At 57.5% G+C, this 23,994-nt stretch carries 18 protein-coding genes and 1 tRNA gene; 4 read left to right on the forward strand and 15 right to left on the reverse strand.

Annotated features, from left to right (window positions below):
• Positions 1–82 precede the first annotated feature (82 nt).
• The 7 genes from BM400_RS16235 to BM400_RS16265 all read right to left on the reverse strand — a co-directional run bounded on the left by BM400_RS16235 (position 83) and on the right by BM400_RS16265 (position 9,624).
• On the reverse strand, positions 83–1,219 hold the full coding sequence (locus BM400_RS16235; protein ID WP_089840679.1) for a Fic family protein: 1,137 nt from the start codon (positions 1,217–1,219) through the stop codon (positions 83–85).
• A gap of 340 nt (positions 1,220–1,559) precedes the next feature.
• Positions 1,560–2,477, reverse strand: coding sequence for a nucleotidyl transferase AbiEii/AbiGii toxin family protein (locus BM400_RS16240; protein ID WP_089840681.1), 918 nt, complete (start codon positions 2,475–2,477; stop codon positions 1,560–1,562).
• Positions 2,474–3,070, reverse strand: coding sequence for a type IV toxin-antitoxin system AbiEi family antitoxin domain-containing protein (locus BM400_RS16245; protein ID WP_175529062.1), 597 nt, complete (start codon positions 3,068–3,070; stop codon positions 2,474–2,476). Before BM400_RS16245 ends, BM400_RS16240 begins: the two co-directional genes overlap by 4 nt.
• Before the next feature lie 58 nt (positions 3,071–3,128).
• Positions 3,129–5,879, reverse strand: a complete 2,751-nt coding sequence (gene mobF, locus BM400_RS16250) for a MobF family relaxase (protein ID WP_089840684.1) — start codon at positions 5,877–5,879, stop codon at positions 3,129–3,131.
• A gap of 6 nt (positions 5,880–5,885) precedes the next feature.
• Positions 5,886–7,832 carry a type IV secretion system DNA-binding domain-containing protein gene (locus BM400_RS16255; protein ID WP_175529063.1) on the reverse strand — a complete coding sequence of 649 codons (1,947 nt, stop codon included), beginning with the start codon at positions 7,830–7,832 and terminating at the stop codon, positions 5,886–5,888.
• An 83-nt stretch (positions 7,833–7,915) separates the two neighbouring features.
• Entirely contained in the window at positions 7,916–8,263 is a 348-nt protein-coding gene (locus BM400_RS16260) for a hypothetical protein (RefSeq protein WP_089840688.1), read from the reverse strand.
• A gap of 206 nt (positions 8,264–8,469) precedes the next feature.
• The gene (locus BM400_RS16265; RefSeq protein ID WP_089840689.1) at positions 8,470–9,624 is read right to left on the reverse strand and encodes a hypothetical protein; all 1,155 of its coding nucleotides are present in this window, start codon (positions 9,622–9,624) and stop codon (positions 8,470–8,472) included.
• Positions 9,625–9,730: 106 nt separating this feature from the next.
• Here BM400_RS16265 and BM400_RS16270 point away from each other — a divergent pair, with 106 nt between their 5' ends.
• Both BM400_RS16270 and BM400_RS16275 read left to right on the forward strand, forming a co-directional pair.
• Entirely contained in the window at positions 9,731–9,961 is a 231-nt protein-coding gene (locus BM400_RS16270) for a helix-turn-helix domain-containing protein (RefSeq protein ID WP_089840692.1), read from the forward strand.
• A gap of 35 nt (positions 9,962–9,996) precedes the next feature.
• Positions 9,997–11,031, forward strand: coding sequence for a tyrosine-type recombinase/integrase (locus BM400_RS16275; protein ID WP_089840695.1), 1,035 nt, complete (start codon positions 9,997–9,999; stop codon positions 11,029–11,031).
• Here BM400_RS16275 and BM400_RS16280 read toward each other — a convergent pair.
• The gene (locus tag BM400_RS16280; RefSeq protein ID WP_089840697.1) at positions 11,017–15,573 is read right to left on the reverse strand and encodes an AAA domain-containing protein; all 4,557 of its coding nucleotides are present in this window, start codon (positions 15,571–15,573) and stop codon (positions 11,017–11,019) included. The two genes, BM400_RS16275 and BM400_RS16280, sit on opposite strands and share 15 nt — an antisense overlap.
• 289 nt (positions 15,574–15,862) lie before the next feature.
• Here BM400_RS16280 and BM400_RS16285 point away from each other — a divergent pair, with 289 nt between their 5' ends.
• A complete protein-coding gene (locus BM400_RS16285) occupies positions 15,863–17,863 on the forward strand; it encodes an ATP-dependent nuclease (protein WP_089840699.1) in 2,001 nt (666 codons plus the stop codon).
• A gap of 131 nt (positions 17,864–17,994) precedes the next feature.
• On the opposite strand, the gene BM400_RS16290 is transcribed toward BM400_RS16285, so the two are convergent.
• The 7 genes from BM400_RS16290 to mce form a co-directional block, all read right to left on the reverse strand.
• Positions 17,995–18,081, reverse strand: a tRNA-Leu gene (locus tag BM400_RS16290).
• Between the two features lie 21 nt (positions 18,082–18,102).
• Positions 18,103–19,101: an Asd/ArgC dimerization domain-containing protein gene (locus BM400_RS16295; protein ID WP_245781913.1), complete on the reverse strand. Its 999-nt coding sequence runs from the start codon at positions 19,099–19,101 to the stop codon at positions 18,103–18,105.
• A 14-nt stretch (positions 19,102–19,115) separates the two neighbouring features.
• Positions 19,116–19,955, reverse strand: a complete 840-nt coding sequence (gene pssA / locus BM400_RS16300; RefSeq protein ID WP_245781914.1) for a CDP-diacylglycerol--serine O-phosphatidyltransferase — start codon at positions 19,953–19,955, stop codon at positions 19,116–19,118.
• Between the two features lie 29 nt (positions 19,956–19,984).
• Positions 19,985–20,626: a phosphatidylserine decarboxylase family protein gene (locus BM400_RS16305; RefSeq protein WP_089840705.1), complete on the reverse strand. Its 642-nt coding sequence runs from the start codon at positions 20,624–20,626 to the stop codon at positions 19,985–19,987.
• A gap of 143 nt (positions 20,627–20,769) precedes the next feature.
• Entirely contained in the window at positions 20,770–21,231 is a 462-nt protein-coding gene (locus tag BM400_RS16310; protein ID WP_089840708.1) for a GNAT family N-acetyltransferase, read from the reverse strand.
• 2 nt (positions 21,232–21,233) lie between these two features.
• On the reverse strand, positions 21,234–21,875 hold the full coding sequence (gene tsaB / locus BM400_RS16315) for a tRNA (adenosine(37)-N6)-threonylcarbamoyltransferase complex dimerization subunit type 1 TsaB (protein ID WP_089840711.1): 642 nt from the start codon (positions 21,873–21,875) through the stop codon (positions 21,234–21,236).
• On the reverse strand, positions 21,875–23,077 hold the full coding sequence (gene mce / locus BM400_RS16320) for a methylmalonyl-CoA epimerase (RefSeq protein WP_245781915.1): 1,203 nt from the start codon (positions 23,075–23,077) through the stop codon (positions 21,875–21,877). The genes tsaB and mce overlap by 1 nt, the downstream gene beginning before the upstream one ends.
• A gap of 215 nt (positions 23,078–23,292) precedes the next feature.
• Here mce and BM400_RS16325 point away from each other — a divergent pair, with 215 nt between their 5' ends.
• Entirely contained in the window at positions 23,293–23,940 is a 648-nt protein-coding gene (locus BM400_RS16325) for an alpha/beta hydrolase family protein (RefSeq protein ID WP_089840715.1), read from the forward strand.
• The last annotated feature ends 54 nt before the right edge of the window (positions 23,941–23,994 follow it).

Consider the following 23,994-nt stretch of genomic DNA (forward strand, 5'->3'; position numbering starts at 1 on the left):
TTCGAAATACCCATTGGTGATTAGGCAACAGTAGAAAGCCGAGTAGGGCATGTCTGCGGATGAGAAGGGCAATTTTCGGTACTCAGCCAAGGGCAGCTAGGATTCGCTGAGTCAGGGGGACGAGGTCACCTTGATCGGCACTCCTTAGCGCCTCGTAGTAAGAGGCGCTGTCGTCAATAAGCTCCGCCTGGACACCTTGGTTCAAGAGTTCTCGTGCAGCTTGGTCGGTGATAGCCCTGGCAACTCGTCCATTGCAATCGAGGAACGGATGCAACGCCAAGAAACGATGATGCAAGTCCGCTAGAGAAGTGGCCACCTCAGACTTGGGACGGCCTATCAACTCCTCGTGCCGTTGGTGCCACCAGATGAGCAGATGCTCCAATAGGAGCGGGACCTCTTCCGGAGGAGGAGGAACATAGCTGGCAGTGGCTAAAGTTGATCCTGCTTTTCCGATCCAACTCTGAGTAGTGCGGAAACGTCCTCTGACTGCTTCCGGCATAACGGTGTCTTCAGTTAGGAGCCGGTGGATCCAGCAAACGGTAGCCGCCGTAAACGATGCCGTTGGCATCTCTACTGCGGTCGCAATGGTCGACGCCTTGCTCAACAAAGAGCGCTGCGAGCGTAAATTTGCCTCAATCGCCATCGAGCGTTCCAATAACAAGTCAATTTTTGACTCCATGGAGGTCATTTGCTGATTACGTCTCATTTCGTTGTCTACGAGTTTCCGGACAACATCGGCATTCATCACGCTCCAAAACGCCCATTGCTCTTCTTCAGTCATCGGGATGTGCAAGTATTCCAGCCGAATGCCACATCCCTTTGGGGAGTCCAGGAGGTCGCGGATGCGTTCGAGGTGATAGAGCTCTACCTCGTGGTTGGGAGACCGTGACCTTAGTTCCTCGCGCTCGCCAATGGTCAAATGCTGGTTAACGAAAAACGCCATCGCATCGGCGTCATTGCCTGTGACCCCGTCCAAGTCGTGAGCGAACTTGTCCTTGATCTGTTTGAGCGTTGGTAGGGTCGGAGGGAAGAAAGCTGCGGCCACCCACTTCTTTCCATTTTTCTTACAGAGAACGTCTTTTAGACCGTCTGGACCTCCGAGTGGATGCTGTGGATCGATGTCTTCGTAACCTTCCAGATGCAAGAGAGCCGCGCACATGCGCTCCGCTTGGGTTGTACCAGACCGCCAATCGCGAATTTTTCCCTCGGTGTCGGCCATATCTCATTATCACCTGGGTCGAACAATGAGTGAAGTTCAGACGATGTCTGTACTGGAAAGTTGGCTTAGCGGCAGGCATCCGCCCATGGCATTTTCAAGTCTTGCTTACAGGCCGATTCGCTAATTGAGCATTCGTACGGAGCTTCTGGCACGGTTGCGTCTTCATGTGTTTCTGGACACATGAGAAGAATACATTCTTCTCATAATTGGAAATCACCCGCAGCGGAGGCGTCTGTCAAGGCCGCGAAGCGCCGCGCTAGCGGTCGGAGCGCAGCGCAGAGCCTTTACAGACGCTGGAGCGGAGGGTACGCCGCGCCAGCGGCTCGATGTGAAGTTGTGATTAGCTCTCGGACTCGTGCCAGCCGATGGTCGGCGTCCACACTTGAGCGATATCGCTCTTGGATGAAAGACACGGCACAAGGAAAGCGCGGAGCACGGCCCCCACTTCGGCGAGAGTAAGAGCTTTATCACCAACGTTCAGGCGTCCCGCAAAAGCTTTCCATAACTGCAATTTCTGTGCATCGGTCAAGAACTCATCGGTGAGCGCAAATGGGACGCCATTCGGCATCGCAGAACCGCGTCGCTGGAAGGACAACGCGATTGCATTACGCAAGGATTCCAACTTGAATGCCCAGGTATTCGCCATGAACCAGATGTCGTAAAAGTCCTTCATGCGGCTGTTGCGGATGTCGAGCTGAACCATCGCGTGCAACTTTTCCGCAATCGACGCCTCCCGTGGGTAAGCTCGAATGATCGGCGCTGACATTGGCAGGAGTACAGGGAAAGTCGCCAACTCCGGCTCCGGGAAAACCGCATCGCCAAACCCGATATCGACCTGCAACGTGATCTGCGCCCCAGCGAGTTGAGCGCGAAACCTGATGTGAACGCCGTTGTATTCGTCGTTCTCTTTGATCGTCGTCCCTTCGACAGATTGACTATCAAAGACAATGCCGTCGTCCTCCGTGATTTCGCAGATGTCACGGAATACCTGTTCAACGTCAGTGATGGCAGAGGAGCCCCAGCCAAGCAAATCCAAGTCTTTCGTCGGTCGATGTGTTTCCCCGGTCCACAGCGTAAAGAGCGTTGCGCCTTTAAGCACAAAGCGATCTCTGTAGGTCGAAATCCCCAGCCTATAGAGGAATCTTTCAATGGCGAATCTGCCGAGCACTCTCTGATAATCTTCGCCCTTCTCGCGGGACAGGGAGAGGAGCTTGGCTCGGATGGATGCCGCCGGATTCTTGTTGGGTTCTCGCGTCATACGGCCTCCATGTATGGGCGAATGACATTGCTTACGCGGCAAATCTTGGCGTAGCGGTAGATATCATTGATGCTCGCCTTCCTCTGCGAAAGGCAATCTCGTAGAGCCTCGATTGCAATATCGAGGCCAATCTTGTTGCGAAACTTAAAGCAGTCCGCGACTGTCTTTGCTGCGGAGTAAACACGGACGGAAATGCCTTCGACACGATGGGTTTCAATCCCTTCGGTGAGGGAGGGCCCGGACAGCCGAGCAATCCTTAGCGAAGGAGACTCCAGCGCGGGTGTTCTGGCTCCCTTCCCCAGGGCAATCCAAATCGATGATGGGTTCTGAGTCGTGATCTCGTGGAAAGCGAGCGCCGTTAGAAGGCATAGAACAGCTCCCGGAACTCGCTTCGTCACCTCAGCGTAGGAGTGTCTCTCGGTAATGGCCGCGTCGGGTAGAGTGTAGACGCCGCGACCAGTTCGGCTGAGTTTGCCTCGCCGGTACAGACGCAGAAGATATTCGCGCGGAATGCCAAGCGCTTCGAGATCGCGGGGTCTGACGATCCCGTGCTTGCCAACATACCGCATTGTTATAGCCATGTTGTTTGTCATCGCCGATTGTCTCAAAACGTCATTAGTTGATTATAAAGGATGACGTATTGCAACACTCCTACAGGCTCAAACCCAATCCAATCTGCTCTACGATCTGCTGAACCGGCTGTGGGTCAAGGCTCTTCGCGATACTCACATCCTCAAGTGCAACCGACTTTGATACATCACGACTCAGTTCTTGGCCCAGCGTTGCCGCGTCGTTCGTGTAAATCTGTGCGTCGTACTGCGCCCGAGAAACGGAGACATACGCCATGCGGCTATTCAGCAGCTCGCCGTGCGCCTGTTCGGAGTCAACGTGAATCAGCACCCGGTCGGCGGTCTGGCCTTGGCTGCTGTGGCTCGTGACCGCATAGCCGTAGTCCAAATGCGGATGTTGCCGCGCATTGAACTCGACCTCACGCCCCGAGTCCATCTTCAGTTTCAGGTTTCCGCCACCGTCGATTTGCTCCACCGTCCCCAGTTCACGATTCGCCAGCTTATGCTCGTGATACGGAGCGGTCACCTGCACCCGGTCGCCCTCTGCAAATGTGCGCTCGGTGTCGCGGTAGACCGTCACGCCCTGCAACCGGCGCGGGTCATAGCTCAACTCCTCTCCGCTCTTCCGCGTTACCGTGACGATGTTATTCACCGGCTCAGTACGGGCCACACGCGCATATTCCCCCGCCTCAATGCCGAGCGGCTTCGACCCTTTCGAGTAGCGGATTACGTCGCCACTCTCGTAGTTCTGCGCGTATTGCCGGTCGGCTCCAGTGATGTCCTGTCGGGCGTAGAGCACATGCACTCGGTGCTCTTCACCCTTCACCTGGCCGGTGTCCTGCATCGCTCGATGGATGTGCTGGTTAATCTCACGACGGCTTTCATTGTCGGGCGAGACCACCAACGTGTTCTCAGGCGAACGCACATACTCGCGGGCAATCTCCGCGATACGCTGCTGCCGGTCGCCGATCTCATGCACCCGCCCCTGTTCGTTGAGATTGCCGATGGCATCCCGTACGTGGCCCCTCGCAAGCTGCTCGACAACCTCCTTCAGAGCAGGGTCTTTCTGCCGGATGATCTCGTCAAGACGCGCCGTGCGAAGCCCCGCCTCCTGCAACTGCGCGTAGGGCCTCCCGGCCTCCACCGCCTCATGCTGCCGCGTATCGCCCACGAAGAGTACACGGTCATTTTCCCTTAGCCGCTCGATGAACGTGTGCATCTGCTTAGTGCTCGCCATGCTCGATTCGTCGATAACATAGAGCCGTTTCTGGCCGTCGTCGGCGCGGTCACCACGCGCGAGATGATGCTGCAACGTGTGGGTTTCCATGCCCGCCTCGCCGAGTTTCTGTGCGGCTCTCGATGTCGGCGCAAGCCCCTCGACCTCGTAGCCCGCGCTCACAGCAGCATCACGAACAGCGGCTAGGGATGTTGTCTTCCCGGCTCCGGCAACGCCCTCCAAGGCCATCATTTGGTCGCGGCTTGTCAGCACCGTATCGACGGCATTCCGCTGGCTCAAGCTCAGATGCGGATGCTGCTCCATCGTCTGCTGCCGCACGTTGCCGTCCGCCAATACCTCACGGTTGCCCTGGCTCAACTTCATCCGGTCAATCAGCTCGCGCTCGTAGCCTTGCATCTCGCGAGTTGTGAACGTGCGCCCAGCCGCGCCTTCTCGATGTGCCACCTCGATCAGTTCCGACGCCTGAACCCGCCGCCCGAACTCGGCGCGTATCTCCGGCAATCGTGCCTCGCCCATCGTGTGTTTAAGAGCGTCGCGCATCAAAGAACGCTCGTCGGTCACGGCCTCCCGCTCCATGCCGCGCTCTCGCGCGTAGCTCATGCCGTCGGCTGCGGCGGTCAATGATCCTTCCGGGGCAAGCTCGACAGCGGGGCACTGTGCCGCTGCTAGGACAACCCGCTGCGGCTGATCTCCGTGTGCGGTTGCCATAATCTGATGCTGTGCTCGCACCTCATCGTGTGAGAGATTCTGTTTGTTGCCGCGCGTGTGATGCGCTGCTATCTCCGCAGCTTCGGGGCCGGTGCGACCATGCTCCGCAAGATGATCTTTGATTTGCTGCCGCCGCGGACTCGAAGCCTCCATGTACTCGCGCGAATAGCCTTTTATCTCCGGCTGGCCGTGCTCCCCGCGCTCAATCTCGTAGCCCATTCCCTGCAAACGTGCCGCCAACTCCGAACGATAGACCGCCGTCGCGTATTGCTGCGTCTTGTAGAGTTCCTGCGGCTGTAACGCCCGCGTATCGCCGTCCGCCGTTTCGGTGATATTGAAGACGACCGCATGGGTATGAAGCTGCGGTGCGGCGTACCCTTCGACGGGTCGGCTGCTGTCATGCTCGAACTTGGCGACAGCCCATGCACCTGTCGTCTCTGCCGGAATGTTGCCACCGATTCGCGCCTGAACGTATCTCTCCATCTCGTTTAGCGCGACCGTCACACTTTCCCGATGGGCCTCTCTAATCCGGTCATCGCCTCCGACAAGCGCGGTTAGCGAGACAGATTTCGGCGCGCTGAACGTCGCATCCCAACCGGCACGATGCTCCATTGAACGCACCATCTCACCGCGCCCGTTCTCATATTCACGGACCGTCTGATGCCGAACAAGTTGCTCGCCGGTCACCGGATGCTGGCCTTCGGACAGTCGGGCGAATTGCTCCTCCTGGACCTCGCCGGTCAATCCGAAACGCGCGGCAAGCTGGCCCTGCCACTCACCACGCACGCGCTCACCCTCCGTGTAGTAGTTCTCCTTGGCGTTGGCGAACTCTTCTTTGTGATACGCCTGAGCCTGTCCCGCGCTGATCGGTTTTGAGAGCGTCACCATTATTGGTTACTCGAAAAAGTGCTGCTGTTCATTGACCTGGGCGGGCGGCTTCAATTGCTCAGAGACAGCGACCGACGGCTTCTTCGGAGGAGCAACCTCGATCACTGACTCGGCTTCTTTGACCGCAACAGGTTCCGGCTGCGCGGCTATTTTTTCAGCCGTCGCGGTCGTCTTCCGTTCGACGAACTTATGCGCATTGTTCGGCAGCTCAAGATACGGGAAGCGCATCCGCACGACCAAATTGCCGTGCTTCAAGTAGCCATGTAACGGGTCAAGCCCCGCCACCTCCGACGACATAACCAACGGCTCCCGCGTGATGTCACGCTGCTCGTTTTGCGAGTTCGCCGGGAACCGGCCCACTGTCCGCGATTCGCGGAAACGTTCGATTTCGATTTCGCCGATGGCTTTCGAGATCCATTCGGACGCATGAGGCTCACTGGTTTTGAGGAAGATCTTCGTCGCCGGCTGCGACAGCATCGCCTCCGCAACATGGCCGTACAGAGCCTCCACCTGTGCCTTGCCCTGAAAGCCCAGCACCATCGGATTATTCGATTTTCTGTTCTCCGTCACCGCCGTTTTGAGCTGCGGAAGATGCTGCAAACTGGCCAGCTCGTCGAGCACGAACCACGTCTTGCGGGTGCTCGATTCCTCATTCATCAGACGCAATACAAGCAAGTCCAGCCAAAGGCTGATGAGCGGGCGCATCCTCTCCCGCATCGTCGGTTTCGATGTCAGGAACACCCATCCTTTGCGCTCCTTTGCCCACTCGACCGTGCTCCAACGCTGCTTCGTCTCCGACTCTCTGGGCAGCAGCTTGAACGCATCCGCCACCATGTTCAGCGACCCCAGAACGCCGCTGCGCTGGTTCGCCGCGCCCTTCTCGATCATGGCCGCCATCTCCGTTCCGGCGATCCGCTTGTCGATCTCATCCGCGTTCGCCATCCAGTACGTTAGCTCCTCCGGCGTCGGCCTCAAATTGATTAGGTGTGCGAAGATTTTCCTCGGCGCTTCGACGAAGAACCGGTTCTCCCGGCCCTGATCTGGGAACAGGCTGACGGAAAGCGTAAGGGCCTCGGCCTCGTGCGGAACTTCGTCTCCGGGAGTCCAGAACGGACACCGCGCATCAAGCGGGTTCAGCACAACGTCGCCCCTGGCTTCGTTGTAGAACTGGGGCAGATATTCCATCGCCGGGTCGTAGACGATGGCCGCTTCGCCGCGTTCCCAAACCTGCGAAAGTATCTGTCTTATAGCCGCGCTCTTGCCAGTGCCGCTGTCTCCTACGATGAGGAAGTGCATCGCCTCGCGGTCGCGCGGGACCCGCGCCCAGCGACTTAAATCATTGCGCATGACAATATCGATCCAGCTCCGCTCCTCATTGATGAGTGCGATGCCATCCGGCAGATGAGTCGTCAAGAGCTTCGACTTGCCCAACCTCTCGTTGAACTCCGCTGTCGTCACCAGCTCCGGCCCGCGTAGCCTCCGGCCATGCTTCCAAATCATCCTCCGCGCCCGGTCCTTCGGCACGGCTAAGAACAGCGCAAGAACGAAGAACGCCACTGCGAGGGACAAGGGAAGCCGGTAGAACTCCCAGCTCCCGACATTCTCATAGACGGCCTCACCCATGACCCGATGCAGCATCCGGTCGTTGAACGTACCCCTCACCCAGGTCAGCCGCGCGATGCCGTGCTTCACACCCTCGTCCGTCAGCCTGTAACCCGGCCTACCGTCCAACGATGGAATCGGCTCTATCTCGTCGTCCATCACAAGGCGCTGGCCCTTGCCGACCACAGCCTCCAGCAGCGTGTACTTGCTCGCTGCCGTTGCAGACGCCTTGCCCCGCGCTCCGCTCTTTAGGTAGTCCGTCAGATACAGACGCTCCGCCGCCGTCCAGCTCGCCTCGTATTGGAGCGTCAGCATACCGACGAAGAAAGCCAGCGATAGCAGCGTTGCCATCCACGTCCAAACCGGCGTCCGGCTCGGCCATGCTTTCGAGTATTCCTTCCGTCCCCATTCCGACATATTCAGGCCCTCACTTCCTATTCAGTAGCGGCATTGCGAACGGACAGTCCTCCGTCCGTGCGCCGTCCGGCTGCGCGATTTGCCTTGTCTCGATCTGCACGCTCGATCAGTTCTTTCATTGCCTCGGCCGTCAATCTCTCACCCTTCCCGAGCGAGAAGAGAAGATTTATCAGGATCGCTCGCAGAGCCAACAGCTCCCCGAGCAATACTTCGTCACCGTCTTCTTTCTTGATGTTCAGCAACTCTGCTCGCACCCACTCGGAAAGGGTCAACTTCTGCGCGTGTGCTCGTCTCTCCAAAGCGTCAAACTCAGCCGCTGTGACCTTCGTCCCGACAGATTTATTGCGCAGTGCGAGCTTCACCATATGGGCTTCCTTTCGCCGACAACGTGTTCATGACGAACGAAGAATCAAGCAGTTACCGTGCGGTACTGATGCTCCAAGCAAGAAATGCAGGCCGCATCGAAGTCCAACTTCTGCCGATAGTTACCGCACGGCAACTAAGGTTCCTGCACAGCACCCAATCTGGGGTGGTGTGTCCTTCTTAAGCCGATGCCGTAGGCAGCGCGTACTTACAGCTCGCCGTACTCCTCGACCAACTTGTCCCAAGTGCGACTGACCTCAGGCGAATTCCACGCCTTTGCAAACAGTCTTTTTACAGCCGCCCATTCGCGGGATGAAAAACCAAACGTAATGCCGTTGTCCTTGGCGCGAAAGGAGACGTCGATCTCGTCACCATTCCGGCTGGTATAGGCATAGAACATCTCACCGTCCCAATGCTGCATCTCGCTGTCATCGCAAATGCCGAACAGCATTGCACGAAACGCTGCAATCATCGGATAGCGGCTGAGTGGATACATCGCACCGCGCGTTCCTGGAAAGACGAAAAGTATCGAGAGATCGGTGTTGTCAAGAGTCGAGAAAGAGAGGGAGAAATCACCATCAGGCACAGACTCCGACACTGGAGGTAAAAAGGATTCTTCTTCATAGTGTTCACCCCCTGCCGCTTTAGGGGCACGAAGGGGAAGACTGCACACTCTATAGTGGCCTCTCGCTGCGAGTCTCCAAAGAGCCTTCCAGAAGGGAGCCAGAGCTTCGTTTAGTGCGGTAGTGTCTGTGATGTTCTCGCTGTCGAGCGCATGATAGAGATTCCGCCCGACATACAGCGGCCTGTACGGCTTCTTGGCCGTCTCTACTTTGTGGATGCAGTGCGCCGCAGCCTTCAGCACGACATCGCTGGTAATGGGACGTTTTGCCGTGAATTCACTGTCGGCGAGATTCCCAAAGTAGTAGTCCTGATGTCTTGTGTCAGAGTCGGGAAGGATGTCGTAGACAGCCAGGAAAGCCTTGACGACCGCAATGTAGGAATCAGGAAGAATGTTGGAATGCCCTCCGGTGAACCACTCCATGCCTCTGTGCGCGTAATAGGCGATGCAGGTCCATTCGTTCTTTGAGAGCCGTACTCCTTGCGCATGTTTTTCCCGAATCATGAGAAGCGCATCTGTCGGCTTCTGCATCAGCTCGACCAATTCGAGGCGCTCTTCGTCGGCAGACTCCAGCAGATGCTTTGCAACCTCGGAGGTCGTCACACGACTGCCTGCTTTTACGGACAAGACATCGCGGACTCGTTCCAACCGATCATGCAACACGTCCGATATGCGGAGGGATAGTGTCTTTTGTTGACGTTCCTGACTCCTGTCCTCGGAAAGCTCACGCTCGCGTGCCATGTACAACCTCCCAGATGTCACTCGTCAATTTGTATGTCATACAATTTGACAACATACCGACCCCGCACTAAATTGTCAATATCGGCAGTCTGGAGGGTCTTCCCCTATGCAGCGATTTCCACCATCCCCAACGCATCATCACCGCCGCCTCCTCCGAACGAGGCAAGCTGCCGACTATCTCTGCATCAGCGAATGGAAGCTCCGGCGCTTAGTCCAAGGCGGCGGATTGCCCTTCGTGCAAGATGGTGAAGGTACGCCTTTCCTCTTTGATCTTCGTGATCTCGACGCCTATATCGACCGGCACAAACACACTGGCATCGATCTCTTCGCCAGCTAGACCGTCCGCATCGCGGATGCAAGGGGGATATTCATATGGCACGTCCTCGGGGAACCGGAAGTCTTTATCAGCGGAAAGACAGCGCCGTCTGGTGGATCAAGTACCACCGCAACGGAAGATCATTTCGTGAATCGACTCGCACAGAAGACAAGCGCATAGCGACTCGAATCCTGGGCAAGCGGCTGGCTGAAATCAGCACCAATACTTTCGTCGGGCCGACGCATGACCGCATCACTGTGGGTGAATTGGCGGACGATCTCTTCCGCGATTACCGCATCAATGGGCGGAAGACGACGGATGATGTACAGACTCGCTGGCGGCTGCACATCGAGCCGTTCTTCGGGTCGCGCCGGGTCATGGAAGTTACAAGCGATCTGGTAGCGAAATACGTTGACCATCGCCAGAGTGAGCAAGCCTCGAATGCGACCATCAATCGCGAGATGGCTGCGCTCAAACGGATGTTCCGTATCGGCATGTTCGCCACACCGCCAAAGGTCTTCCGTCTCCCCAAGTTTCCGAAGCTCACTGAGGACAATATCCGTACCGGGTTCCTCGAAGACGCACAGTACAGAAAGCTGATCGCATACTGCCCCGATCTCTGGTTCCAAACGATAGTCGAGATGGGGCGGACATACGGGTGGAGAATCAGCGAACTCATCAACCTCAAGGTGGGGCAAATCGATGTCGCCGCAAGGACGATTCGCCTGGAACCTGGCACCACAAAAAACAAGGACGGACGCGAGGTGACAATGACCGCGAACATCCATACTCTGCTGACACAATGTGTCGCCGGGAAGTCTACGGATTCCTCGGTGTTAACCCGCCCCGATGGGAAGCCGGTAAGGGACTTCCGCGAGACGTGGGCGAACGCCTGTAGGTCTGCCGGAGTGCCGGGTCTTCTCTTCCATGATCTGCGCCGCACTGCGGCTCGCAATCTGCGTCGAGCCGGGATCGCGGAAGGAGTCATTATGAAGATCGGAGGCTGGCGCACTCGTAGCGTATTCGAGCGCTATGCCATCGTTTCGCAGACAGATATTGCAGATGCCCTTAAGAAGTTAGAGATGCAATAGTCCGCTCTGAGGCGCACTCACTAAGGCTTCCTCTATCGGGGGCCTCCAAGTACGCTTCTCAACCGACGTACTTGCTCGTTCCACCGCGCCGAGAGGATCAATTCCCATTGCGTGTAACCGCTGAAGCAGCTCAAACAAGACTTCATCTTTTCGCAATGTCCACGTCGAAGCGAAGCAACGCCAGAAAACCCAGCCCGCACGTTCAAGAATGCGCTGTCGATTCATATCGTGCTGCCACCGATCTGGCCCATGAAATTCGTCGCCGTCACATTCAATAGCAAGACGGATATCGCCAGCGCCTTCGACAACCATATCGATTCGGTACGCACCGGTTTTCACTTGCGGAATCACCCGGTATCCGCGAGTGCTCAACTCCGTGTAAACCTGCTGTTCGAATCCTGATTCACAGAGATCGATAAGTCGCGCCGTCTCCTCCGTATTCATAACGAGTGGCTTATCGAAATGCGACAGCAATGTCATTCTCAAATCCTTGTCTGAGAGGTCAGACGCAGTGACAGATCGCACAAGGTACATTCGATCTTGCGCACGGCTAGCTGCTACGTTGAATCTCTGATCGAACATGTTGCCTGAAAGCGCTTTACAACTGGTGGGATCTACAACTAAAGACAAGAACATTATGTGCCGCTCACTGCCCTGGAATGTGCGGGCATCACCGCACAAGAACTTCCTGCGATGCAATTCCGCCGCATCACATCTCTGGTTCACAGCAGAGTCAATATGCTTAGCTTGATCCGTTCCAAGCAGAGACACAACGCCAATCGTTCGACCTGAAAATCTTTCATCTTTCAGGATCGCTTCGATCTCATCTGCGATTGCTTGCGCTTCACAATCGTTTCGGTCGTGATGATCCCTGACACCGCCCTCTACATAGAGGTCAACAAGTGGAGGTTCGATCCTCTCCGATGCCCGAGGAATTCGCAGAGGAAGAATCTGGTTCTGGTAGAAGGTTCGGTTTGAGTAAGCAATGATCGGAGGCACACAGCGAAAGTGCTCTCGCAGCATTACCTGATCGGCGGCGAATACCCTTGCAGCGAGATCATAGAGCGACTTCTCGGGTGTCATCTCAGACTTATATGGTTGATCGACTAGGAATCGGTCTAGCAGTTCTTGAATGCGGCTGCTGTCAATGAATCCGCCGTCTGGAGATACCTGCTTGTCATCACCGACTACAAGAATCTTCTTACCTCTCAAGATCGCAGGTAGAGCCCACAAGTCCGACTGACTCGCTTCGTCAACAATTACCAAGTCAAACGCACCGATGTCGGCAGGCATCGCCTCCGAGATTCGGTTGTGATTCATAATCCAGCAAGGCACTGCACCAGCCGCGTCGAACATCATCTCCCGCGCATCGCGCCGATAGCGAGTCGCATTCGGTCCAGTACCCTGACCGATGCGCCGGATGGCGGTGGCATATCCGGCTAGAGCCTGCAAGATTTTCGGTGTCGCGTTTTTCTTCGTCGCCAGCCATGCCGCTTTGGCGACCATCTCTTGATAAAACCTCGCGAGTCCGGTCTCAACCTCGCGCCTCCGTCTTGCCAGAGTCAATAGCTCATCCCTGGCCTCAATCGCGTCAAGATGAGTGCGAACGCGAGCCCAATTCCATGCGTCTCGCCAGGTCGTCGGGAAGGCGGTATCTTCACCCGATTCTGCAACAGGTGAAGTCCTAACTCTTGCAGCTAATTTGGGAGCACCTGCTACTTCAATCCGCAGCGTGGAATCATGGACGAATGAAAGATCATTCGCAAGTGCCGCAATGCGCCGCAACTCTTCCATGAGTTCGGCATATTGAGCGCAAACACGTTCTCTGGGCACGTCGCCATTCCCAAGAGCCTTCTCAACAAACAGCCGAAGAGCATCCGATATCGGGCCAGACTTACCTGCGAGCTTTTCTTGAAAGTCGCTCAGTTGCATAGCTGCTCGCGACAGATCAGCGAAGGTCAAATGGCGCAACAACTGCTGTCGAACAAATTCCAAATCGGAGCGGGTAATGCTCGTGGATGTCTGCGGCATCCGTTCAAAGACATCTCGTGTACCGCTCAAGAAATGTTTATCAAAATGCGTCGCCAAAGTGTGGGCTTTCCGTGCAGTAGTCGCAACAACCTCAAGCTGACGAAGGCCGCCTACTCCACCGCTGAGAGACGGCACAGAAAGGAGCTGATGCAGTTCGTTCCACCGGGTATTGAAGGTGAGGACTTGCAAGTGAAGTCCGAGCCATCTCTGCACCTTTATCCAGTCCTCAGAAGTCGAGGGCGGACGACCTTCGATACGAATCGCCGCAATATGCCCTTTGGCATCGGAGGCCCCAAGCGAGACAAACCCGAACGGTTTGCCGGTGTCGACAGCACGGGCAACAGCTTCCACCGTTTTCGGATCGTTCAATCCTGCTTCGGGAAACACAATCGGAGCTTTCAGGAACTCAGCTCGTGCGTAGATCAGTGCATCAAGATCGTCGAATAACGACTCCAACGCTGCACGTTCTGATGCGAATGACGATTGTCGGCATTTGGTGCGTAGATCGAAGGGCCATTCGTCACCGAACTCCTCCAACTCAGCGAGAAAGCCGAGCATTTCATCTGTGAGTACAAGCAATTTGCGAGTAGCAGCCAGCACCTCTGGAGTATTGGCTTTGAGAGGCAGTAGATCGCCTTCGCGAACCTCGTTTTCGATGCTCTCCCTCTTCACGAGCACATCATGGAGGTCTCCGAGAGCCGATACCGAAGGGAAACTATCTGCGGAAGGGACACGCGCCTGCACATATACAAGGTCTTTCCCAAGCTTCCTGCGAGCTTCCCTGAGTCGCCCCGCTTCATCTGAGAACAGAGGAGGCGCGTGCTCAGGGGAGAGAGTAATGGAGTCCTCAAACCAGCCATATCGCTCCAGGCCCGATAGCACCAACTCCGCGAGCGCCTGGGCGCGCATCGGTACTCCGTCAACTTCGATTGTCGACAGCTGCTGAAGGGCAATCTCATCTACCTTGCGGTCGATGGTGATTAGCTCCGAGTGAGCACGATCAATCGAGCTTTGAATCCGTGCAATCTCTTGGCGCGTCAGTTCCGGATTGATCTGGGATACACGATGCTGAATCGCCTCGATAGAGCCTTGAAATTGTCGAATGCCTTCCCGATCGCTCGTGAGCAGCGAAACCGTCAAAGCGCGAATCTCTTCGGGGATCTTCTCTTGCAGGACGCCGAGCGCAGCTTCACCTCGTGAAGTAACGAGTACGCGCTTACCCGTTGCGAGATAGTGGCAAATGACATTTGCGATGGTGTGGGTCTTGCCGGTTCCCGGCGGTCCCTGCACAGTCACACCGGCAGCGCGTTTGAGCCGCTGCACGATAGTCACCTGCTCATCGTTGTACGGCAGGGGGAAGTACAGTTCTTCGGGAGCGCCACCGGCACCGCTGCTTCCCCGGCTAGACAGCCCTCGAAAGCTGATGGGTTCGAATTCAATCGGCTGGTCTGACGGCGGAGTGACAAGCGAAAGCGGCCCACTGTAAATCTCACATCCGTCCTCCAACTTGTCCTGCAGCCGCTTAAGGTCATCGAAAAGGTAATTGATCGCACGAGGACGAGACATTAGAACCCAGGCATCCGTGACGACGAGATGCTCGCCCGGTGCCGGTACGGGTTCACCCTGCGCCAGAACTTCACGGTAAGCACCCTCGCTATCCAGGTTCCCTGCAATGAGCTTCAGGACATCGGTATAGCTTCCTGGGTCAAAGGGTGTAACCGGGCTGTCCTTGTGCTTGGCAAGATGAGCGGTGGCAGCCCGTTCAACCTCAATAGCGCCGACGACCTGGCAGGCGACAAAAGCGTCCAGTTCAACGCGCGTGTCGGTAGCACGGGGACGCAGATCAATCGCCATCGTTTGATCGTCGATGGTGATTTCCATGGTCTGAGTTAGAAGCGGGTACTCAAAAGGAATCTGCTGTTTCTCAGCCTCAAGCTCCCATGATGAGACTCCAATACCCCAAATCAACTCTTGCGGCTTGCTTGTCTGCTCTGCTTCCATTTGGTGTATCAGCGTAAAGAGGTCGCCATAAAGTGCAATCGTCATTCGTCGCGGCTGTTCAGCCGCCGCCCACGACTTCCAAGCTATGGTGTAGGTGGCCAACACTTGGGCCGCATTGCCCCTGTGCTGTGCCTCCAACCGGGCAATGTCCTCATCGGTTGGCGAGCCTTGGGCTTTGAGAGCTTGGATCGACCTATTCACCAGCCGCGTGAGCGCAGCATCATCAAGAGACGGCAGAGCGCCCGCAGGGTCGGAACTAAATTTGAGCAGGCTTTTGTGAGTCTTCGGTGGATCGGGCGGTGGATCGGCGGCCAACCTTGGAACCCGCAGCCAAACATGATCCCCGGCAACGCGAATGTCGAACTCGACACCGGGCAGGCCCGCAATATCGCCTCTCCTGCGAAGGAACCCCTTCGAAGACGTGAGCCTGTATCCCTTTGGGTCAACTTCTTTCGTCTGCTCTTTGATGTAGTCCAGCAGGCAAACCAGCAGTTCGCGTGGATCAGGCATTCAGGCTCCCAGGTGCAGAGTCTTGCTCTACGAGGCCGTCTAGAAGCAGGAGTCTGGCAATGGTTCATTGTAAACAGTCGCAATGGCATACTCCCGTTTGATCCGCAAATTCCCGAATTGAATGACAACACGGAACCGTCTCCCAAATGCTATCTGGAGCAATCATTGCCGCGTACAGGTCGGCGGTGCGGCCTCCGCGACGCTGGTGGCGGTGTAGCAATCAAATGAGGTTGCTTGATTGAAGTCGTAGACAAAGGATATCGTTGCGCAACCAACGTCGGAGAATCTTATGCGTATTGAGACTGTCGCAATCAACAACCTTCGCTGTATCAGACGAAGTGTCGCGCACCTAGATCCATATACCTGCTTCGTCGGTCCGAATGGAGCAGGCAAATCGACGGTACTCTGCGCTCTGAACATTTTCTTCCGCAATATCGACAGTGCGCCGACAGATTTGGCGTCTCTCGTCGCACAAGATTTCCATCTGCAAGATGTTGCTGAGCCAATTGAAATCACCGTCACCTTCGTTGACCTAAATGCCGACGCGAAACTGGACTTCAAAGAATACGTCCGGCAAGACAAACTCGTTATTTCAGCCATCGCGCGTTTCGATCCCGCTACTGGTAAAGCAGAGGTCAAGCAATATGGCCAACGACTGGGAATGGAGTCATTGAAGCCCTTTTTCAAGGCTCTGGGCGATCAGGCTTCGGCAAAGGATTTGCAGGCGCTCTTCGCTGACCTAGAAAAGACTGATCCGGAAATTGCTGCACTTAAGTTAAAAACAACCAAGGACGGAATGTCTAACGGGCTTAGAGAGTATGAAGCCTCCAAGCCCGACAAATGCGTGCTCATTCCGAGCGAAGATCAGTTCTACGGGGTTAGCAAGGGAGCTAATAAATTAGCCAAATACGTCCAGTGGATTTACATTCCAGCCGTCAAGGACGCGTCCGAAGAAGAGTCTGGCACGAAGACGAGCGCTCTTGGCCGTCTGCTGGCTAGAACTGTAAATGCAAAGTTGAGTTTCACTACCGATCTGGATACTCTCCTGAGGGAGACTCGTCTTAAATACCAGTCGATACTCGATGCAAACCAGATGGCCCTTGATGGGATTTCGCAGTCGCTAGGTAACCGGCTGGCTGAATGGGCCCATCCGCAAGCCACTCTACGGGTGGTTTGGGAGAATGATTCGACAAAGGCGGTCAGTGTCGCGCCGCCCATTGCGGGTGTTCTGGCGGGCGAAAGTGGCTTTGAAGGAAAGCTAGCCCGCCTTGGCCACGGATTTCAACGTAGCTTCCTGCTCGCATTGCTGCAAGAACTCGCATCGTTTGATGACAAGGATGCCCCTGTCCTACTCCTGGGATGTGAAGAGCCGGAGTTGTATCAGCATCCGCCTCAAGCAAGGCATCTCGCTGCCGTTTTCGAACGACTGTCGGTTCAAGGTGCCCAGATTCTCGTTACAACTCACAGCCCCTATTTTGTCTCGGGCGAGAACTTTGAAAGTATCAGAATGGTGAGGCGCTCTCTAGATAACAACTGTTCCTCGATTCGACAGTACACTTTTGCTGAGCTTGCCGCACGGTTTGCGTCCGTAGTGAACAAGCCACTTCGCAATTCATCTGCAACCAGTGCAAAGCTTCATCAGGCGTTGCAACCCTCCTTGAGCGAAATGTTCTTCACGCAAAAGCTGATTCTGGTGGAGGGTCTTGAGGATGTAGCGTACATCCAAGCGTGGATGGTGCTGACCGGTCGATGGGATAGTTTTCGAAGATGCGGAGCACACATAGTTCCTGTCAATGGGAAGAGTGAATTGATTCGCCCTGTCATCATCGCATTGGGTCTTGAAATTCCCACCCTCGCAATCATAGATGCGGACGGCGATAAGCTTATGAAGACGGACGCGACCGGCGTAAAAGTTGATAATCGCAGCGTCCGATTAGATCATGAGCGTGACAATCGAGCCTTAGTGCGACTGCTTGGGGGCGATGAGGACAACCTCTTTCCCTCGGGAGTCATATGGGGGGACAATTTGGTAATGTGGCCCTCCGATCTGGCTGATACTGCGAAGCGGGAATTCATAGTCTCGCTCGGGCCTCAAGGTGAAGCACAGCTAGAAGCGGTCGAAAATAAAGCGCGCGCTGATGCTGGCAACGCGGGTGATCTTGGCAAAAACTCGATTTACATTGGTTACTTCCTGGAACGGCTCAACAAGGCCAACGGTCAGTCGCCCTCGCTCGACCGTCTGTGCGAGAAAATCTTGCAATTTTCTGCCGCATCGACAACTGCGCTTTAGCAATTCTCCTTGAGAAGCTCTATCGAACGCTGCTGGCATTCGTTCATAGTAGGTTTCGGAACTTTGGGCACAGTTTGGGCACAGAAAAACGCATCCGAAGATGCGTTGATTTGGTAAATCATTGATTTTATTGGTGCCGGGAGGGGGGGTCGAACCCCCACGAGGTTGCCCTCGGCGGATTTTGAGTCCGCTGCGTCTGCCTGTTCCGCCATCCCGGCTCGAAACTTATTCTACCAGCCTTACTGCACAATTCCTTTCGGTCGCAGGCTCACCAATTCCACAGCACACGCGATTGCATGCAGCGCCGTCAGCTTCAGGTTATCGGTGGCCAGCCAGAGCCACATGCGACGCGACGCGCCGGACTTTACCCTGACCATCACATCGCCCTGACCCGCCGCACTTACGTTACTCGGAACCTCGTCTTCCTCAGGAAGGTCGATATGCTCTCCGGCCAAAGCAGCAACGATCTCCGACGCTGGCATCCTCGCGCCAGCCTCCAACATCACCGAGGCGGCATACCCATGAAACACCGGGGCCTGCACCAGTTGCAGCGTCAACTCAGGCAGACGACCGGCCGCTCGGTATTCCCCTTCAATACGCGCTGCCGTCTCGTCCATCCCCACCTTCGCCGCAATCCCCAGAGAAGGCAACAAATTGAACGCGACCTGCGCGTCGAACTCCTCCTGCGGCAGGCTCTGAAACGACAACAGATTCACCGTCTGCTGATGCATCTCATCCATTCCAGCCTGGCCCCGCTCCGAGGCCGGCACCAGCACCGTCGCAGCCATCAGATTCACACCCAGCCGGGTGCATCGCGCACCGACCAGCCCAAGCATCACCACCACGGGATGCGCAGGAATGACCACAGACGTTCCCAGATTCATCAAGCTGCCTGCGCCCTGCGCTTCCGCGATCCACGGAGACCGGACAATCGCTCCGGCCTCGCCTCGCAGTGCGGTTGTCAGATCGATCACCGCAATCCCTGCTTTTACCGCTTCCGGCCCGTACTTTCGGGCCTGGTCCGCCGTTCCTGCAAAGAAAACCAGATCCAGCCCCGAGAACGCGCTCGGCTCAACGCTTCGGATGAACGACGCCTCGTCGCCCAACGAAGTCAACTGCCCCGCGGCCTCTTCCTCATCCAGCAAGGCGACCTCAGCCGCAGCCAGTACAGACGATCCGAGCTCTTCCGCCAGTTCTTTGCCAAGCAGCGACGACGCGCCAACGATCCCAATCCGCAACCGAGTTCCCTCCATTATGCCGGCAACCCTGCTGCCCTGCGCCGTCCTCTGCCCCAAGAGTAGGCCAACCGCGCCACCACACCCGAGACCAGGTACCCCAGCGCAATCAGCATCAACATATCTTCCGAATCCAGATAAATCAGCGTACCGATCGCGGCAATCAGCACAAAGACCCGGTAGGTCTTCTTACCGTCCGTGCCGACTTCCTTACCGCTCCAGAAGCGCCAACTGCTCACCATCAGGAAGCCCGTGCCGATGATCAGGCCGACCCACAACAGCGACATGCGCCAGTCATCGATCGGCGACCCGTGAAAGTAGTGAACCACCGCGGCAATCACGCCTGCGCCAGCCGGAATCGGCATACCGACAAAGTATTTCCGTCCAGGCCGCCCAGGATTCTTCGGCTGCGGATTCACGCTCACGTTGAACCGCGCCAAACGGCTCGCCCCGCAGATCAGGAAAAGGAAACAGACCGCCACGCCTAGCGAAACCAGCTTGTCGAGCATCAGCGGATGGGCCGGAATGGGAATCATCCGGAACCCCCAGATGTAGGCCAACACCGCCGGCGCCACACCGAACGTGATCACGTCCGCCAGCGAGTCCAGCTCCTTGCCAAACGCGCTGGTCGTATTCGTGCGCCGCGCAACCTGGCCATCGAGCCCGTCGCACATCACCGCCACGCCAATCGCCAGCGCAGCCCGGTCGAAGTACGCCTGCTGCGTGACCGAGCCCTGGATGCTCTGCGTGATCGCATAGAAGCCCGCAGCGATATTGGCGGCCGTGAACAGCGACGGCAGGACATAAAGTCCTCGCCGCGGCTGTCCCTTGGCGGGTGCTGCGTGTGTCTCGTCCACGGCTGAGCCTCCCTGCTGTGCTTCCTGCATCAGGCCGACACCGCCGCCCGAATCACCGAAGGCAGCTCCGCAAGCACCGTCGTTCCACCGACCACGCGCGAGCCCGTCTTCACCTTCAGCACTGCCTCGGCCGGCATCAGCACATCCACGCGCGAGCCGAACTTGATCAGTCCAACCCGCTGTCCGCGCTCTACCTTCTGACCTTCCTTGACCGCGCACACAATCCTGCGCGCAATCAGCCCGGCGATCTGCTTGTACCCAACCTCGTACCCGCCGCCGTCGATCACGATCATCGTCTGCTCGTTCGTCAGTACGGCCTCGGCGCTCATCGCATTGATGAACGTGCCTTTGCGGTACTCCACATGCTTCACCACGCCGCTGATCGGCGCGCGATTCACATGCACGTCGAAGACGTTCAGGAAGATGCTCAGACGCAGACGGCTTCCGCTCGTCGTCTCGATCCACTCCGCCTCGGTCACCAGGCCGTCGCCAGGCGACACCACAAGCCCGGGCCCCGTCGGGATCACGCGTTCCGGATCACGGAAGAACCAAAGAAAAAACAGAGCCAGCACAATCGGAATCGCCGCCAGCCAGTGCATGCTCGTCAGCTTCCAAAGCAACACATCCACGACCATCAGGCCGAGCGCATAAAAAATCCCATCACGAACCATAGATCTCCATTATAAGGCCGTATCCCGCACTGCTCGTTAGCGTTCTGTCTCTTGTTTGTCCATGCAACGGAAATCCCCAATAAAGTCGGACAAATCAACACGTTATGATGCAACTCCCCACACAAAGGAGACCCAGCGCACACTCACCGCGCCACATCCGGACGCTCCATCAGGACCGCATCTTCCAGGGGCTCCCGATAATACCCCGTCCTACGCCCGACCTCCAAAAAACCGAGCCCCTGGTACAGACGGATCGCCCCCAGATTCGAAGCCCGCACCTCCAGCCTCACCGCCTCCGCACCACACTCTCTGGACCACCCTATCACCGCCTCGCACAACGCCCGTCCCACCCCTCGCCGGCGCGCCTCGGCCTTCACCACCACATGCTCCAACTCCGCCTCCTTCTCCCCTCCTACAGCGAGGACCATTCCGACCGCGAACCCCAGCACGCCATCCCAAACAAAAACCCTGCGGCGCACGGCAGAACCTTCCACGCCACCCGCCAACGCCTCCCGGTATTGGGCCTCCGTCCAGTGCGGTCCTTCGGCGGCGCCACGCTCAACTGCCAGAATCGCCGCCAGGTCATGCCATCCCGCAACGCGCACGCTCAAGGGGCCACCCGCCCTACCATCGGCTTCGCAAAGATCTCCCCGTCGGTCCGGCGCAGGTAGTTCGCATCCCCCAGCACCCCCTCGCCCTCATTCTCCAACCCGGCCAACACCAGCCCGAGCGCATCCCCGGCGGAAGGCTCCGGTATTGCCTCAACACCCCATCCCATCAGCTCCTCCAGCACCTTCTCCTCGCAGGCCATCACCGTGCCTCCCTCAGCGAGAAGCGCCTCCAGCTCTTCCTTCTTCACCAGCCGCTCTCCCTCGCTCCCTCCATCCCGAAAACGCCCGTAGTAGAACTCCCCCCGCCCCGCATCCAGCAAGGCATGCACCAGTCCCTCGCTCCCGGCAAGCAGAGCCAGCCGGGAAACCCCCACCAGCGGAATCCCCTGCGCCTCACAGATGCCCTTGCCGACGCTCAGCCCCGTCCGCACCCCGGTAAACGATCCCGGCCCATTCACTACCCCTACGACCTCCAGGTCGGCGACCGTCCATCCCGCGGCGCCAAGCACCTCCCGTACGGCAGGCAGCACACCCTCCGAAAACGTCCGGGGAGGCAGCACCGCCGCTGCCAGCACAACCCCATCCGCCACCGCCACCGAACCCTCCACCCCACATGTATGAATCAACAAAGCCCGCATTACTTCCCTCCCTCAACCAGTTCCATCAAAACCCCGCCTGTGCTCGCCGGATGCACAAAGAAATACCGATGACCGCCCGCACCCACCCGAATCGCATCGCTAACCAGCCGCACGCCCTGCGTCTTCAGCCTCTCAAACATCGCATCGATCCCTTCGACCCGCAGCGCCACGTGATGCAGCCCCTCGCCCCGCCGGTCCAGAAACCGCCCAATCGTTGTGTCCGCCGAGAGCGCCTCCAGCAACTCGATCCTGCTTGTGCCCAGCGAAATCATCGCCACTCGCACGCCTTCATGCTCCACCGTCTCCACCCCATTCACGGCGAGACCAAGCCCCTCGTAAAATCCTCGGGCCGCATCGATCTCCCTCACCGCAATCCCAAGATGATCGAGCGCCAACCGCCCGTGCCACAAATCAGGGTGCGCCACATCTCGCTTCCGAGATATGGGTATCGCGCTTCGACCCGCTACCGATCGCACCATATGTATTAGGTCCGCCACTCCATCCCCAGTGGTCCCCACCGTCTTCACCACCGGAACAGCCCTCCCGCCGGCCACCAGCCCTTGCATCGCCACAAGCTCAGCCTCGACCCCCTCCGCCCCACCCCGGTCGGCCTTGTTCACGCAGAACACATCCGCCACCTCCATGACCCCGGCCTTCAAAGCCTGCACCTCATCTCCCATCCCCGGCACAAGCACCAGCACGACGACATCCACCATCCCCGAGACAGCCACCTCATCCTGCCCCACCCCAACCGTCTCGACGATCACGATATCCCGACCCGCCGCCTCCATCACCAGGCAAGCTCCCTCCGCCGCACGTCCGACACCTCCGGCAACACCGCGCGAAGCCATGCTTCGAATCAGAACGCCGTCGTCTCCACTAAAGCCCTGCATCCGGATCCTGTCTCCCAGCAAAGCCCCTCCGGTAAGTGGGCTCGAAGGATCCACCGCAACGACTCCGACGGTCTCCCCGCCAACCCGCAGCAGACGTACCATCTGATCCACTAAAGAGCTCTTCCCCGCCCCGGGAGCCCCTGTCACACCAATCCGCAGGCCGCGTCCACCGCGCTCTTCGATCAAGCTCCGGCAGCCCGCCAACAGTCTCTCAGCCTCGGCTTCACCACGCTCCACGAACGAGATTGCCCGGGCCACCGCCCGGACCTCCCCAGCCTTCAGCCGTCCGAGCATCGCCTCTAAAGCCAACTTCGCCTCCAAACCCATCAACCAGCGATCATACCTTTCCGCAGCTTCCCGCACTCATCCGGTTCCTCCTCGAAACAAATACGAGACTGTCCAGCGTCCAAACACTGGAAACAGATCAACCCGGATTGAGCCTTTGCCCCAACCCCATCTTGCTGTATACCGAATGGGTATTCGATCCTGCTTCCCTGCAGCTATTCCAATCTCCCGCGAGCCCTATGCACACGACCATCGAGAGCCACGGCACCACCATTCGCCTCAACCAGATCGAGCCCACCACAGACACCCTCCACCCCGCCATCGTCTACTTGCACGGAGCCGGGGGCGACACCACCTACTGGCCCGACCGCCTCGCTCCGTATATCCACCAGTCCCGCTTCGCCTTCTACGCTCCGCATTACCTCGACCGCACCCACGACCGGCACGCCACCCCCGACATCATCTTCGACGGCGTCCACGTCCCGCAGTGGCTCGAGACCGTGACCGACGCCCTCGACTACGTCCGCTCGCGCCCCAACGTCGACCCCAACCGCATCGCCCTGGTCGGCGTATCGCTGGGTGCGTTCCTCTCCCTCGCCCACGCCTCGCTCCACCCCGGCATCCGCTGCATTGCCGAGATATCCGGCGGGATCGTCGAACCCTTCGCCTCGCATGCCACCAGCGCCTACCCACCCACCCTCATCCTGCACGGAGAGATTGATCAGGTCGTCGCCATCGATCAGGCGCGTGCCCTGGAACAGCGTCTCCAGACTCTCGGCATCGCCCACGAGCGCCATATCCTTCCCGGGGAGACACACTACTTCACCGCACCCGCAGCTCACCGCATTGTCGAATACATCGCCGACTTCTTCGAACGCTATTTGTAGTGCCTGGCGCTCAGGGGAAACGGCTTATGCCTTGCTTGGAGAACACGGGATTCT

This window comes from Granulicella pectinivorans, from assembly GCF_900114625.1.
Taxonomy (GTDB): Bacteria; Acidobacteriota; Terriglobia; order Terriglobales; family Acidobacteriaceae; genus Edaphobacter; species Edaphobacter pectinivorans.

Bases quoted from the DNA above. Each gene is read 5' to 3' on its own strand.
- BM400_RS16285 (WP_089840699.1), top strand. From the start codon at position 15,863: ATGCGTATTGAGACTGTCGCAATCAACAACCTTCGCTGTATCAGACGA.
- BM400_RS16260 (WP_089840688.1), bottom strand. From the start codon at position 8,263: ATGGTGAAGCTCGCACTGCGCAATAAATCTGTCGGGACGAAGGTCACA.
- BM400_RS16245 (WP_175529062.1), bottom strand. From the start codon at position 3,070: ATGACAAACAACATGGCTATAACAATGCGGTATGTTGGCAAGCACGGG.
- BM400_RS16240 (WP_089840681.1), bottom strand. From the start codon at position 2,477: ATGACGCGAGAACCCAACAAGAATCCGGCGGCATCCATCCGAGCCAAG.
- BM400_RS16265 (WP_089840689.1), bottom strand. From the start codon at position 9,624: ATGGCACGCGAGCGTGAGCTTTCCGAGGACAGGAGTCAGGAACGTCAA.
- BM400_RS16255 (WP_175529063.1), bottom strand. From the start codon at position 7,832: ATGGCAACGCTGCTATCGCTGGCTTTCTTCGTCGGTATGCTGACGCTC.
- BM400_RS16325 (WP_089840715.1), top strand. From the start codon at position 23,293: ATGCACACGACCATCGAGAGCCACGGCACCACCATTCGCCTCAACCAG.
- tsaB (WP_089840711.1), bottom strand. From the start codon at position 21,875: ATGCGGGCTTTGTTGATTCATACATGTGGGGTGGAGGGTTCGGTGGCG.
- BM400_RS16280 (WP_089840697.1), bottom strand. From the start codon at position 15,573: ATGCCTGATCCACGCGAACTGCTGGTTTGCCTGCTGGACTACATCAAA.
- BM400_RS16270 (WP_089840692.1), top strand. From the start codon at position 9,731: ATGCAGCGATTTCCACCATCCCCAACGCATCATCACCGCCGCCTCCTC.
- BM400_RS16305 (WP_089840705.1), bottom strand. From the start codon at position 20,626: ATGGTTCGTGATGGGATTTTTTATGCGCTCGGCCTGATGGTCGTGGAT.
- BM400_RS16235 (WP_089840679.1), bottom strand. From the start codon at position 1,219: ATGGCCGACACCGAGGGAAAAATTCGCGATTGGCGGTCTGGTACAACC.
- BM400_RS16275 (WP_089840695.1), top strand. From the start codon at position 9,997: ATGGCACGTCCTCGGGGAACCGGAAGTCTTTATCAGCGGAAAGACAGC.
- mobF (WP_089840684.1), bottom strand. From the start codon at position 5,879: ATGGTGACGCTCTCAAAACCGATCAGCGCGGGACAGGCTCAGGCGTAT.